Source organism: Vibrio neptunius, assembly GCF_000967495.1.
In the GTDB taxonomy this organism is placed as follows: domain Bacteria; phylum Pseudomonadota; class Gammaproteobacteria; order Enterobacterales; family Vibrionaceae; genus Vibrio; species Vibrio neptunius.
The window spans coordinates 40,263-53,457 of sequence record NZ_JXXU01000006.1; the positions used below are offsets into that span (position 1 = coordinate 40,263).

Sequence of the window (13,195 nt, forward strand, 5' to 3'; positions counted from 1 at the left end):
CGAAGGAACAAATCTGGGCGCGACGTTACCAAGTCACTTCGCGTCCATTTTCCACCACGAAGCCTGAACTTAGAATCGTTGTCATAACCAATACGTTTTTAGGCTCGACTGAAAAACTCTCTGATAATGCTTTAGCCAACCCCAACTGTAGCGCGATCACTGACTTTTCTGACCAGACTGACGGCAAACAAAGATTCGCAATGATTGAGTACGCCTTCCCCTCTTGCCACTCAGCCCGAACAAAATTAATGGTCATATCTGTGGCAGGTTGCTCAGACAAATTGCCCCAGCGCTCAATCACTTCACCGGTCTCTGCTTTGGAAACCAAACCCGGCGAGATTGTGCAATGTGCTATTGGCATATCAACCCCCTGCTTTTTCCGATTTAAACAGATATAGGGCAAGCAGCGACACCCCAACTTCTAACATCAGATAGAAATGCATTGTACTGTTGGTTTCACCATCGCTGACCAAACCGATGATTCTCCCTGTCGCCATACTCCCATTGACAAAAATGACGGCCAGCAAGCCTGTACTGTGTGTTGACGTTTTTTGCGAAAGTAGGAATAGGACAAGCGCGACACCGACAGACATGCCCCCATAGGTTGCCCGCATATCAACCAACATGGATGTAGAAGTGGCATATCCACCAGTCGCTTGACTAAGCATACTGTTCGGGGCAATAGCGAACGCCAGACCATAGAAAAAGAATACGGCAGAAGTCAGTAGAATGAGGCCTTTTGACATTGGGAAGATTCCTCTACCTATAAAACACTAATTTGGCTTAACCTGAGCGAGCTTGAGATATGAGTGTAGCTCACCGTTTTTGCATTCGATGGCGGAATGAATATTGGCGGCTTGGCGGCCTACCACAGCAAATGTGTAGCAGCTATTCACTTTATAACGGTCACTAGCCTGCACCGTTTCGTCTATATTTTTAAGCTCACGCAGCTCTTGATGAGATTCTCACGAGAAGAGAGGCAACAATGTCTCAGTTTGGTTCATAATCCCCACTCTCAACTCGTTAACAAAGATGGTGATTCACTCGCTTAAATTCTTCTATCGCTCGCTTATCTGCCTCAATCGAAACTGAATCTGATTCAAGCTTTTCCCAACTTATGCTCTCCGCTTCCAATGCTTTAATCTCACCTTGCCACTCACTAACTACGTAATAATGCAGTAGCTGTAGCTCGGAAGTGGGATGGTAAAGAGAACACAAGTAATGGTACTGATTTGCGGTAATATCTAATTCTTCTTTTAGCTCACGGCACAGGGCTTGTGGCTGAGTTTCGCCATCCTCTATATGTCCACCGGGAATACAGGTTAAGCCGGGGTCACTCGCTTTATGTATCGACCTCTTTTCAACCAATATTTGGTTGTTATCCACCAAAAGAAAAGACACACATTCAAAAGGCTGCATTAAGTCTACTCCCTGTCTTTATCATTTTTCATGTTTAGTTTGCCATTGCCTTGATGTGTTTTTTCACTTTTTTTAATGCCATACGCTGCTTCAATGGGGAAAGGTAGTCAATAAACAGATTACCTGCCAAGTGATCAATTTCATGTTGCATGACGATCGCAAGAAAATCATCACTTTCAATCCTTACAGGTTCTCCGTGTCTATCTAAAGCTTCAACGACAACGGATGTGTAGCGCTCAACATCAGCGTAGTAGTCCGGGACGGATAAACACCCTTCTTGCCCCATAGCTAAATCCTTACCCTCAACCACTTCTGGGTTGACTAGTATCAGAGGCTGATCGCGGCTCTCCGACAGGTCGATGATAACGATAGACTCACGGCGGCCGACTTGAGTGGCCGCCAAACCAATTCCATTGCTTGTGGCATACAAGGTTTCCAGCATGTCATCGATTAGGGATTGAACGGATTGTATGTCCGATACCTTTTCAGCTTTGATCTTAAGCCTTGGATCAGGTGCGGTCAGAATCTTTAAAACAGCCATTGGTTTCCTTATGTCAAAATTTATTGCGTAGATAATCTACCATGAAGGCGATATAAATCACTGTAAATAATTAATATATATACGGAAACGCTCAAAGTTATTAGCTTTGAGCGTTTCTTCTGACAGGTTGAGTGACGACAAACCGGAACTTAGAGCGTCATATGCAAAAGTGGAAATGGTTTCCCCAGATCATCAACAGGTGAGCGCGACTCGACATGGAACCCCATGTGTTTATAAAAGTCGACCGCCATTGGGTTTTGCTCATTCACATCTACTTTGTTTACACCAAGATGCTTAATGGCATATTGCAATAATGCTTTCCCCACTCCCTTGCCTCTCGCGGCGTCTAACACAAACAGCATTTCTACTTTTGCTTCATGAACACCGACAAAGCCAAGAATGTTGCCGGTTTCATTTTTTATACACTTCAGTGTGACGGCCGGAAAAGCTTGTTCAATGATAATAGGTTTAAAAAACTCAATATCTTCTTCTGTTATGAAGTCATGAGTCGCTCGGACTGAGTTTTCCCAAACATCCAGCATTTCTGCAAAATGTTCAGGAAGCACATTTTCTACATTCATGTTGAGCCACCTCATTGGTAATTTGTATCGATGTGCAGCCGCGAATGCGAATCCTAACAACCGCGAGAAAGAAAGTATAGATTGATGACAGGATGCTAACGATTCGCTTCCAGATTCCACCCAAGTTCACTTTGCTTACGTTTACTCAAACCTGACGCCACCAGCCGATAAGACTCGCGCAAGTAGTACTCTAGTTCTTCATCGAGTTCACCCGACGTTTCCACTTGCTGAATCCATTTCATACCGCGATTCGCAAAGTAAGGCGCAGGAATATACCCATCATGATCGCTGAGAAAATCAAAATTTAGCGGGGAGGTTTTAAACGTAAAAGCGGGGTTATCTGATTTACCCCAACCGCCGATAGCAAATACCTTGCCTCCTACTTTCCAAACATGAGAATCCCCCCATTGCACAATATGGGTAGTCGCGGGAAGCTCTGAACAAAACTGATTAAACTGATCGTAAGTCATGCTTATCTCTTCAGTTATTTATAAATTAAGGTTAACGAGAGCTTAGCGTATCGAGAATAAATTGTGATCGTAGCTCTACACTACCAGTCGGGACTTCCGTTAAGGTGTAGCCAAATAATTTATACGCTTCGCGCATTTTTTCATAAGTGGCCACGGCTTCGGCAAAGCCTTGCTTTCTTTCCGCATCGTTGGCAAATATTTCTTTCCAAGGTGGGAACACAAACACCTGTAGGTTATGCCTGAGTTGATAGCAATGCTGTGTGAGATTATCAGTGAGGGTCAAGCCTTCTAGTAAGCTGTAACCGTAACTATCAACAATGCTTCGATCAAAAAATACGTACTCTTCCCCAATGCCAATTCGACGATATTTGTCTATTTCTGCTGAAACCATGGCGTTACGGAAAGCGGTTTTGTCCAACCATGGAAGGGCATTGCCACCACTCTCGACCTGTTGTTGAATCACTCGTCGGCCAACTTCATCGGCGGTCTTGTACCCCAGACTTTGCAGGTGTTCAATTACTGATGTTTTCCCTGAACCGGGCCCACCTGTAAATACAATAAAACGTTCCATTGAATTCCTCTTAGCTGAATAAAAAAAACCGAATTTATAGCGACTTAATAAAATTAGCACATATTACAGCAATGATGTGATACCAAGAAAGAAGTGAAATTTGAGAAGGGCTACTTTGAAGTGTTTAGGCGGGATAACTCTATCCCGCCCAGCAAGAAAAGTTAGTGGACTACGAAGCGTCTACCACCAAGCTTCTACCTGCATACCAACACTGATTTCTGTGTCTTTACCTGTACCAAAAGCATTATCGTTTTCTGCATCATTCAGATAAGTAGCAAATACACGAACCTCAGGTCGTGACCAAAAACCCGCTTTAGGAACCCAAGCCTGTGCAACCGTAAACTTGCTACCTGCACTGTCTACGTTATTGATCTTTTCAGAGAAACCACCAATTTCCAAAATGGTACGCATTCTCTCTGTCCATTTGTATAGCGGGCGAACTACAACGCTGAGTGTGGAATCATCCGTCGCGGTACCGTCCACATCAGTGGCTGCAGCATAACGGATCGAGTGACCAAATTCAATTTTGTCTCCAACAGAAACCACACCCCAGTTGATCAGACGATAGCCTTTCGCATCATTGTTTGCGGCATCACGAACCAGACCATTACCATGACCAAATGTCGTCATTTGCTCCGCGTAACCAGAATTCGCTAACTGCAAGATTGTCTTATTGAAACCATTATCCAATGATTGTTGGAGGCTTGCCGTGAACATCAGGCTGTTGTCGGCATCTAGTGACTGACCACTACGTTCGTTACCCGCATGATAATCCAAGCCCACTTCCAGATCTGCGTTTTCCCACATTGGGATACCTGCGTATCGGACATCGGCAATAACCGCCGTCGTTTCCTGACCATCATCTAAATCGCCAGCCACAGTATCTTGCAGAAGTGCAACGGACAGCTTGCCTGGACCCATATTGATATGTTCAACACCTCCACCGATACCGCTAACGTCCCAGTAGTAGTTATCTACGATATGAACATCATGACGTTGGTAGTAACGCTCGCCCGCCCAGATAGTGATGTCTTTGTCTTCAAATAAACCTGTTGCCTGAACGTTCAGCTGTGCTACTTCAACACTGCGATCTTTAGAGTTTTGGTCTTGCCCTTCCCAATATTTAAGCATCGAGTCAACAACGAATGATACATCGTCCTCTGCATACACTTCTTTTTTCAGGCCAAACTCACCATATAGATCATCTTCGTTTCCAAGCCGACCGACCTTGTTTACTTCCCACTTACTGTTAGAACCGCCCTCATTACTCAACCCGACACCACCACGCATGTAGCCGTAAAATTCGACGGGAGAAGTAGCGGCTAATGTGCTGGTTGACAGGATGGCAACGGAAAGTGCACTGGCAATAGGTAATCGTTTCATAATCCTTTCCTTGTAGCGTTAAAGCTCAATTGATTCACTCAAGTTTGTCTATTTTATGATTTATGGGAACAATCCCATGGGATCGATCCCATACTGAATTGATAATTCAATCAAGGAAAGTAATCGTCACGATTATTGTGATCGCCATAACTATTAGGATTATTAATAAGTGAGCTAGTTATCGGTTTGACAACCGAGTAAAGCGCTCATAATTTGTTCAAGGAAAAATCGGGGGGATGGAAAAATATGGAGTGCTAAGCCATTTAAGGCATTGATTAATTGTACAAAATCAAAATAAGGCTGCCACTTACTGTGACCACTTTTCTTTATAAATCATTTGGTTGAGTTCCTCTTTGTTGAGCCAACCAAACCCTTCAAGCTCGAGCTTATCATTAAATTTCGACACATAGCCTAGACATAGTTAATTAAAGCAGCATGCTCTTCTTTACCATCTTCAATCACAGTAAGCATGGATTGTGAATATTCTAAAGAAGGTGGGGTTAATTTAATCCTTTGCGTTGCCATAAAAGCCACCATTAAACATGTAGATAGTAGTTGGTTAACTTATTGAGTGGAGGTTTTGCCACTCTGAACGCAATACCCCGTATTTGACCGAGTCATAATACTCGCCATTGAAGTATCTTACTTTTCGCAATCGAGCTTCTTGCTGAAAACCGAGCTTAAGTGCAAGTGACATCATGCGAGGATTTCCTGACCACGTTGTCATCCCAACTCGCTCTATTTGTTTATTTCTAAATAAATAAGTAATCCAAAGAGGAATAGCAGCCGCTGCTATTCCTTTTCCCCAAAAAGCAGAGTCGTAAATAACAATTCCAGCTTCGAGCCAGCGTGTTTCTTCACATTCCCAATAACAACTCACGGTGCCAACAGGAGTTTCATTTACCGTCACCAATTGAAGATCTTCACCTCCTACCATTCGTCGAAAAGCCCCCTTTTCAAACTGTTCAAGTGAAGGATGCGAATATGGGAAATAAGGTCCATTGAACTTTGTCCATTCATCGTTAGATGCCACAAGAGCATGAATGGTTTCCAGCTCATCCGGTCTAGCGGGCCTAATACTGATCACGGTATTTGACACAAAACTTCCTTATTAATTTTATTGATCTACTGTAAGCGCTGTGGGCCTATTAACTACCTAAGCAGCACTTTATCCTTATTTTTCATTCAGAGCAAAAAAGCGCAACTTAGCTTTATCGATGGTTCATTACCCGATATTAACAACTCTAAAAACCTCATACTGCGAACAATCAGTTCAGGACTAACAACCAAAAAGAGCGCCGATTGGCGCTCTTGTGAGAAGTTTAAAGCTTACTCGGTAAATGTTGCATTCAACTTCACTTTATAGTGAGCATAAATGTTTGATGAGTAGTGTCTTGCAACCAGTTGTATCTTCAGTTTTTCTACATCAACCGGCTGTTCCAAAGCCACAGATTGTCGACCGGGGAATTTCAGATAGCTCGAATAAACGCGGTTTCCATTCTCATCATGAATGAATGCAACGACAGATTGATTTCGGGCATTATCATTTGTTTCAACCACCAGCTCTAAAGACTTCACTTTCTTATTATAAGTCGGAGTAAGTTCGATCCATTCCGTTACAGGCTGACCAAAACGAACATACATGGATGTTCCTGCCGAGTGTGTTTCGTCAAAATCAATCACTGGGTCATGGTCTGGAAAACTGTTTGCATCGTTCGGTTTGCTGTTACCGAAATACTCCTGAATTAAACTGAAGTTGTCTCCGTCATAATCTGTATTGGCATCGAGCCCGACTGACTGATACGTTTTTTTCCACCACGTGGGAAGGTAATCGTTGTCGATGCGCGAACTTTCACCAAAGTTAAAGCGAAAATTTCCCTCAAATCGCTGACTTGATTGAGAAAAATCCGCATTGTACAAAGAAATCACAGCTCGATAGTCGTCTTTCCAGTAAGCGATGGGCGTCGCAAATGTATGCTCACCAATACCGGCTCTACAGTCTAGATAGTGCAGCAAAGTACTCGCGCTATCATAAATACTAATCTTACAATCCATTGAAGAAGGCTGGTTGTTATCATAGCCTAACGTTGCCAAATGACGTCTGTCCGCTGGCAATGAGAGGTTGACAGGAATATTCAAACGCGCGCCTTTATATATCGTCTGACTTACTTGGGTATTGTACGTTTGCAAATGGGGATTGGTATTCGCCACTGCAGCGAATGAGACAAAGGGTATAGCCAACAGAAGTGTTGTTTTCATTGAAGAACCTATAGTTAATTGTTATCAAAAAGATCAATATGATTCACGAATGCTATTTAATACAAGCAAGGCATGTAAACACTCAATAAAGAAAATCAATTGATTTACAAATAGCTATAGGCTGTTACATCCTAAAATGTGACGGATTTGTTTAGGCAAACCGTCACCCGATATTAAGCAACCTCTGTGTCCTCTCGATTCAGCTCATCAACTTGCTCAATCTCGGCATCTCTTAGCTTTTGAATAAGTACAGGCAGATCATTACGATAAAAGCTCGCATTGTAGCCTTGAGCAGAAGATGGTAAAGACTGGATAAACTGATACAAAGGCTCGCTAGGTGCTTTGGCATCATCACTGTTATTGGGAACAAGCAACACCTTTTCATTAACCGTTAACAAAACGCTTTCCAATGATTGTTCGTAATGATCGACGTTTACGGGTGTTATCGGTTGAAAAACAAAAAAATAGTTAGGCAGTCGAATTATGGTACTTTCATCCTGTTTTGATAATGCACCATAAAGCATCCACTGTTGGGTTTCTGATTTGAATCGCCTCTTCATTTTTTCGACACGCACAGTTAATGCTTTTTTCGCGTCTTGGGCTTCCTTTTTACGTTTGGCTTCAAAATAGAAGTAAAAGGATAAGAGGATTAATAGAACAGAAAGTAGCGCAACAAGTATAAAAAAGGGCATGATAGTTTGCTTAAAATAGGTGCTGAGTAGCTGAAAAATAGAAGGAATTATACAAAACGATTCCTTTTTCCTCCAAAGGTTATTCGTAATTTAGTGAAATTCGAAGCATTCTGCGAGGGTGACTTTATGGTTTTAAAAGAAGAGATAAGCCCCTCAATAAAATGAGCGAACTAATGCAGCCTAAATGGTGTTTCACGGATAAAAATCTCCAACCGAAACACCCCCAAACTCATTAGCCCCAAGGCTATGTTTGTATTTTTGGTCAACACGTAGCCAGGAAAGAGCAGCTCTTTGGATAATCCAAGCTAAATTATAGGGTTTCCGACTCAAATCTGGCGAAGCGAGCTTCTATAAGTGAGCAGCCAGTGCGCTCCATTAAATCAGTCAGTGTTATTGTCGGGTCAGCAAGCAATATCTCTATAAGACGTTCGCTCGTGTACTCTCGGGATACCACACTCTGATTTATATGGGCATTCAACTTATTAAGTACAAAATCGAATTCTGAAGATTGCTGAGATAAGTGATTAAACAACCCCTTTAGCGCATCAAATTGGCCAATCAATTGCCAGTTTCTCGAACGGCGAACGCGCTTTAGATCGCAACCGTGCTGTTTTACAACAATACGGAGCTGTTTGTTCGCCTCACTACCAATCCTGTGAATAAGCGAAGGGAGGGAGATAACAAGGTTTTCTGATGACATTGTAGAGCTCAGCTAACGAACAACGAGAACAGTCTACCTCACAACCTAGCTCATGCCGAGGCTTTACTGGCTCCAGAGCTGACTAAACAACGAAAACTCGAGACCAGATGTGCTCTGATTGACTAGCTCATAAGACACCACCCCTAACGCGCAAAGAAAGGCAAGGTTTGCTACGATTTGTACCCACTCTGTACCGTTGTTCTTCAGCACGCCTCGTCCTCACAGCATGAGCAAGTTTACTAAGCTCAATTGTCTAACCATCAAAACTTAGTAACAAATATAATAATTGACTACTTTTGACATAAAAAAACCTCCCGAATGGGAGGTTTAATATCAATCCAGTCTTGCTACAAACCTAACTCGTCCGTTAGTGCCTTCATTTGTTTGAGATCCATCTGATGCACTCTTATCATTTGATTGACCTGACTTAAGCGAGAACTTGCCTCATCTTGCTTATCGCAAGAATCAGACTTCGCGTCCCATGAAGTCCCTGCCAGATACAAATCACAATCACTTTTCAGTTTTTTTACTTTGGGCTCGAGATCCTCACGCTCTTTTTCCAAGGCCTCCAGTTCTTGCTTCACTTTAAGCTCTTGTTGAAACAGCTCTCGTGATCGCTCAAAAATCGTAGCTTGCATATCAGCCTGTCGATTCAGCTGATTATTTTCTTGGGTCGCTTGCGCAATTTGCTGCTTCTGCTGATTCAGTTGTTCTTCGAGAGACAGGTTCACCTTTTCTAATTCAGAAACCTCCGAGCGTAACGCTGCCAATGCATTTTCGTGCTCTTGCTGCTGTTCATCAATGGCTTGTTGAAGCTTGCTGGCAATTTCATCATCAACTTTCGCCACTTTATCTTCGACTTCGACAACCAGCTGTTTTTTGTCTTCGACAAGCAACTGATACTTGGCTTCCAATCCATCATAAGCAGCTTGCCATTTGCCAGCTGTAGCGACGGAGCCTACCAACCCACCTAACGCTAACCCTAAGGCACCTGCAATAACGATGTATAAATAGCTGCGTTTATCTCTTTCTTCGATAACCACCACATCATCATTATCAATTTCAGACTCGCTGTTCACTCTGTTGCTCCTACTGATTTAGCGTATGAGTTCGGTCACCACCAAGGTGACGGTGTAAATAATAAAGACTGATATCAAAGTAGTGACGACATATTTTTGCAGTTTTTCGTTAGTTCGATACCGGATCAGGACAAATGCCAACGCCACTAAAAAAACAATCGCAATCAATCTTGTCATACCACCTCCTAGCTAGCCTCTTCGCGAACCTCAATGGCTTGTTAACTTATTCATTTATACCATCTTTTGAGAGCATTGGGTCAGAGTTAAGTTTGTTTTACACTTGTTAGGTTTAATTATATACATCCCAATCCCTGCTGCATCCATTCCCATGTGGTTTAATCGTTACAAAACGCGACCTTTCCCAAACAAGGTTAGTATTTTATCTCTTTTTCAGAATTATGTTTGGGCTTGCTTCGGATTTGAGGTATAAGGAGCTAACTCGAAAACCTGAGGCAAAATAATGAAACCATTTAAGTTAGACAATAAGAAGCGTCGCATCCAAAAGAAACTCTTTGTTGGCGAATTCGCGATGCTTGGATTCGAAGTCAGCTGTGAAACAACGATCACTGACTTTGATAATTACGACGCGTTTGTTGACGAGTTCATCGATTTCATTGATGCGCTCGGGCTCAGCTTTGGCGGCGGCGGTCTTGAGTTATTCGAAGGCTTTATCTGTCATTCAGAAAGGTACCAAAGTGTAACAGAAGAACAACAAGCAAAAGTTGCGAAATGGTTAGATGCGCGTGCTGATGTGAAATCAGTACAAGTAAGCGAGCTGATTGACGCGAACTACTTCTAAGCCTTGCAATAGCGCCCTACTCAGGGCGCTATGAGTATATTGAATCTATTTTACTTCCAAACCTAGGTTATATTGCGCCAAGCATCTGGTCACATAACTCACTTTCAACAATGCAGCTATTACGATGGTGCTGATATGCGCTGCAATTTGAGCATTCAGGCTGAAGGAGTGAGCGTATGGATAAGAAATCAATACGCTGACCACCAGTGTGAGAAAAGTGACGACCAGTCCAATATTTGAAACAGTCAAAAGCGTTTTGAATGTAGTGCGAGTTGGTTGAGCAAACATAGAGACCTCACTAGATTATTTTGTTTTCTCTCTACTTTGCATTCTTCTTGCCAACTTTATAAAGCTATAAAAATCAATAAACCATCAAAAAAAGAGTCTAAAAGACACAAAAAAACCAGAGTCATAATGACACAAAAGTGTTAATTTATTCAAGTCCAACTAAAACCCTCCGCACATTTAACCTAACAGGTTAAAATTATTCTAAATATTAATAATTTCATAATGTTAAGTTTACATATATGTCAATTAGTATAAATACTCAAAATGCTATTGATATGATGATTGTTTTATATGTAAGATAACTTCTTCAGAGCAGCGATCATCAACTTTTCCATCTGTTCTGATGCTCATTGAGAACTTAAGTTAGTTTGTAGTCAACTTGTTGTAAGTCTTATTCCACCATGAATTATTACTTCATTAGTGAGGAGAGACCTCCATGCGATATTTAGCAATTCTCGCGACCCTACTCTCATTAGGTACAAGTGCATCACCTAGCTTTCCTGATTTATCCGATTATCAAAAAATCGACAAAGTGTTAGGAACAACTTCACTGTCTCGTAACGTCGGCGTCATCGGGAATCAAATTATTTTCAAAGATTTGGGTGTTTGGAAGTTTGGCCCAAAGCTTCCGGTTACCGGCAGTGGACACACTGATAAGTACGTCTACAATACAGACCGTTTTATAGCTATCGGCTCCAACTCAGAACGTAAAGTCTTTTTGTTCGAACGCGAGAACGCATTTAAACCAAACTGGACCTTATCTACTACAATCGAGTTGCCGGACGATGTTGATCCGCAGTTGTCTCAATTTGGCGAGTCTGTTTATCTTGATGATCAGCTACTCACCATTTCTGATCCAATGAAAAGAAGTGTTTATGTTTACCTCAGAAGCTCTGGTGAATGGCAACTGGTCGACAAACTAGACGTCAATAGTTTACCTGCTCCCGCTTTTCACTCATTAGGGTTTACTGTTCGTCGTTATGCTAACGAATTGTACGTTAGTGAGTCTTCTGCTGAGCGTATTTTTGTTTTCCGAAGTCAAGACCTCAGTACCTGGCAACTAAGTGATGTCATTGAGTCACCCGACAAAACCCCTACACAGTCTAGTCAGTTTGGCTTCGCATTTGATGTAAATAAACACTTTTTAGTCGTAAGTAGTTACGCAACCTCTTACGTCCACGTCTTCATGAGACGTTTTACCCACGAACCTTGGAATCTTCAGCAAACCATAAAACAAGCAGATATCGATGCAGAAACAGGGTATTTCGGCCACGATGTGGAATTAGATCGTACGACCTTTATGATTGGTGATGACGCACTTGGCAAAGTCTATCGTTTCGATATCCAGAAAGGCACAAACCTAGCGTGGCAACTGGCTGAAGTCTTTCAGACCGGAGAAGGGAGCAGTCGCTATGGATCTAGCTTTGGGTTTGAGTCGGGCACATTGTTGGTTGGAGATAATAGCAACTCACATCTGTTTACCCGACCAACTCCGAAGGTGAACATCGAAGGTTATGTTTATTCTCACGATGGTATTCCTGTAAAAGACGCAGAAATCAGAGGTTACCTCTCCAGCGTTAAAACGGACGTCGATGGCGCTTATACCCTCCCCGTCCAAAGTGGTTGGAGCGGGAGCCTTTACGCTGAGAAATCAGCGGGAACGGTTTACCTCAGCCAAACCGTTGAACTCAGCAAAACATATCGAGATGTTGTAATCGAAGATTTGACTATCTCAGAACCGATAATGTTTTCTACTTTTATCGCCCTTTCGGGTAACTGCCGCGATACTGAAATGTACATAGAAGAGATTCCTAGAGGAGATCAAGACAATATCCGTAGCCGTTTTATTAAATTTGCCCTTCTTTATGGTAGTAGCGGCACGTTAACGCCGACTTCTGCATTGTGTGACGTGACTCCAGCGAAGATTGAGTATGATTTCGTGGATGAAAGCGTTGTTTTTAGCGTCAATACTCAAAACAAACAATAAGCCTTAACTAAGAGCCTTTGGATTAGTCCAAGGCTCATTCTTTCTCTCCCAATAACAATCATTCTTCTCATTTTGTTATCCATGCAAAAAACTAATTGAATTACACGAAAATAATGATAGAGTTCACATGTCGATAGCCTTTAGTGCTATCGACTAACTTTTGCTCATTAAACGAGCAATCGTTCCGATGAAGACTACAGGAGAGTGGTTATTTACCAAATTTTAACATTTGGGCGAAATAACCTACCGAAGAAGTAAATCTTTCAGGTGCTGTGAAAACAGTGAGGACTGTAGTTGGAGGAACCTCTGGAGAGAACCGTTAAATCGGTCGCCGAAGGAGCAAACTTCACACCATCAGGTGTGTGGTGAAACTCTCAGGCAAAAGGACAGAGGAGTGAAAAGAACAACCTAGCTATGATCGCTTTT

The 13,195-nt window shown here is 42.3% G+C and carries 18 protein-coding genes and 1 riboswitch; of the genes, 2 read left to right on the forward strand and 16 right to left on the reverse strand.

Features of this window, described 5'->3' with window-relative positions:
- Positions 1–25: 25 nt before the first annotated feature.
- From TW84_RS03030 to TW84_RS24820, 15 genes are all read right to left on the reverse strand, one after another.
- The gene (locus TW84_RS03030; protein ID WP_045974203.1) at positions 26–361 is read right to left on the reverse strand and encodes a hypothetical protein; all 336 of its coding nucleotides are present in this window, start codon (positions 359–361) and stop codon (positions 26–28) included.
- A gap of 1 nt (position 362) precedes the next feature.
- Entirely contained in the window at positions 363–746 is a 384-nt protein-coding gene (locus TW84_RS03035; RefSeq protein WP_045974204.1) for a DUF4345 domain-containing protein, read from the reverse strand.
- Positions 747–1,023: 277 nt separating this feature from the next.
- Complete coding sequence (locus TW84_RS03040) at positions 1,024–1,419, reverse strand: NUDIX domain-containing protein (protein ID WP_045974205.1); 396 nt, start codon at positions 1,417–1,419, stop codon at positions 1,024–1,026.
- 34 nt (positions 1,420–1,453) lie between these two features.
- Positions 1,454–1,960, reverse strand: a complete 507-nt coding sequence (def, locus tag TW84_RS03045; protein WP_045974206.1) for a peptide deformylase — start codon at positions 1,958–1,960, stop codon at positions 1,454–1,456.
- Between the two features lie 149 nt (positions 1,961–2,109).
- Entirely contained in the window at positions 2,110–2,541 is a 432-nt protein-coding gene (locus TW84_RS03050) for a GNAT family N-acetyltransferase (protein WP_045974207.1), read from the reverse strand.
- A 95-nt stretch (positions 2,542–2,636) separates the two neighbouring features.
- Positions 2,637–3,011, reverse strand: a complete 375-nt coding sequence (locus TW84_RS03055; protein WP_045974208.1) for an MmcQ/YjbR family DNA-binding protein — start codon at positions 3,009–3,011, stop codon at positions 2,637–2,639.
- Between the two features lie 31 nt (positions 3,012–3,042).
- Entirely contained in the window at positions 3,043–3,582 is a 540-nt protein-coding gene (locus tag TW84_RS03060; protein ID WP_045974209.1) for an AAA family ATPase, read from the reverse strand.
- Positions 3,583–3,762: 180 nt separating this feature from the next.
- Positions 3,763–4,965 (reverse strand): maltoporin LamB, encoded by a 1,203-nt coding sequence (gene lamB, locus TW84_RS03065; RefSeq protein ID WP_045974210.1) that lies wholly within the window; start codon positions 4,963–4,965, stop codon positions 3,763–3,765.
- Between the two features lie 559 nt (positions 4,966–5,524).
- Positions 5,525–6,064, reverse strand: a complete 540-nt coding sequence (locus tag TW84_RS03070) for a GNAT family N-acetyltransferase (protein ID WP_045974211.1) — start codon at positions 6,062–6,064, stop codon at positions 5,525–5,527.
- A gap of 230 nt (positions 6,065–6,294) precedes the next feature.
- Positions 6,295–7,224: a hypothetical protein gene (locus TW84_RS03075; RefSeq protein WP_045974212.1), complete on the reverse strand. Its 930-nt coding sequence runs from the start codon at positions 7,222–7,224 to the stop codon at positions 6,295–6,297.
- A gap of 173 nt (positions 7,225–7,397) precedes the next feature.
- Complete coding sequence (locus tag TW84_RS03080) at positions 7,398–7,916, reverse strand: hypothetical protein (protein ID WP_045974213.1); 519 nt, start codon at positions 7,914–7,916, stop codon at positions 7,398–7,400.
- 310 nt (positions 7,917–8,226) lie between these two features.
- Positions 8,227–8,616 carry a ribosome recycling factor family protein gene (locus TW84_RS03085; RefSeq protein WP_045974214.1) on the reverse strand — a complete coding sequence of 130 codons (390 nt, stop codon included), beginning with the start codon at positions 8,614–8,616 and terminating at the stop codon, positions 8,227–8,229.
- Positions 8,617–8,679: 63 nt separating this feature from the next.
- Positions 8,680–8,826, reverse strand: a complete 147-nt coding sequence (locus TW84_RS24530) for a hypothetical protein (protein ID WP_162197118.1) — start codon at positions 8,824–8,826, stop codon at positions 8,680–8,682.
- Between the two features lie 137 nt (positions 8,827–8,963).
- Positions 8,964–9,695 (reverse strand): chromosome partitioning protein ParA, encoded by a 732-nt coding sequence (locus tag TW84_RS03090; protein WP_045974215.1) that lies wholly within the window; start codon positions 9,693–9,695, stop codon positions 8,964–8,966.
- Positions 9,696–9,713: 18 nt separating this feature from the next.
- Positions 9,714–9,872: a hypothetical protein gene (locus TW84_RS24820; RefSeq protein WP_045974216.1), complete on the reverse strand. Its 159-nt coding sequence runs from the start codon at positions 9,870–9,872 to the stop codon at positions 9,714–9,716.
- 283 nt (positions 9,873–10,155) lie between these two features.
- Between TW84_RS24820 and TW84_RS03100 the strand changes: the two genes are divergently transcribed.
- Complete coding sequence (locus TW84_RS03100) at positions 10,156–10,494, forward strand: YggL 50S ribosome-binding family protein (protein WP_045974217.1); 339 nt, start codon at positions 10,156–10,158, stop codon at positions 10,492–10,494.
- Between the two features lie 45 nt (positions 10,495–10,539).
- Here the strand turns inward: TW84_RS03100 and TW84_RS03105 are convergent, their stop codons facing one another.
- Positions 10,540–10,782 (reverse strand): hypothetical protein, encoded by a 243-nt coding sequence (locus TW84_RS03105; protein ID WP_045974218.1) that lies wholly within the window; start codon positions 10,780–10,782, stop codon positions 10,540–10,542.
- Between the two features lie 436 nt (positions 10,783–11,218).
- Here TW84_RS03105 and TW84_RS03110 point away from each other — a divergent pair, with 436 nt between their 5' ends.
- Entirely contained in the window at positions 11,219–12,769 is a 1,551-nt protein-coding gene (locus tag TW84_RS03110; protein ID WP_045974219.1) for a YncE family protein, read from the forward strand.
- A 296-nt stretch (positions 12,770–13,065) separates the two neighbouring features.
- Positions 13,066–13,169: riboswitch (glycine riboswitch) on the forward strand.
- The last annotated feature ends 26 nt before the right edge of the window (positions 13,170–13,195 follow it).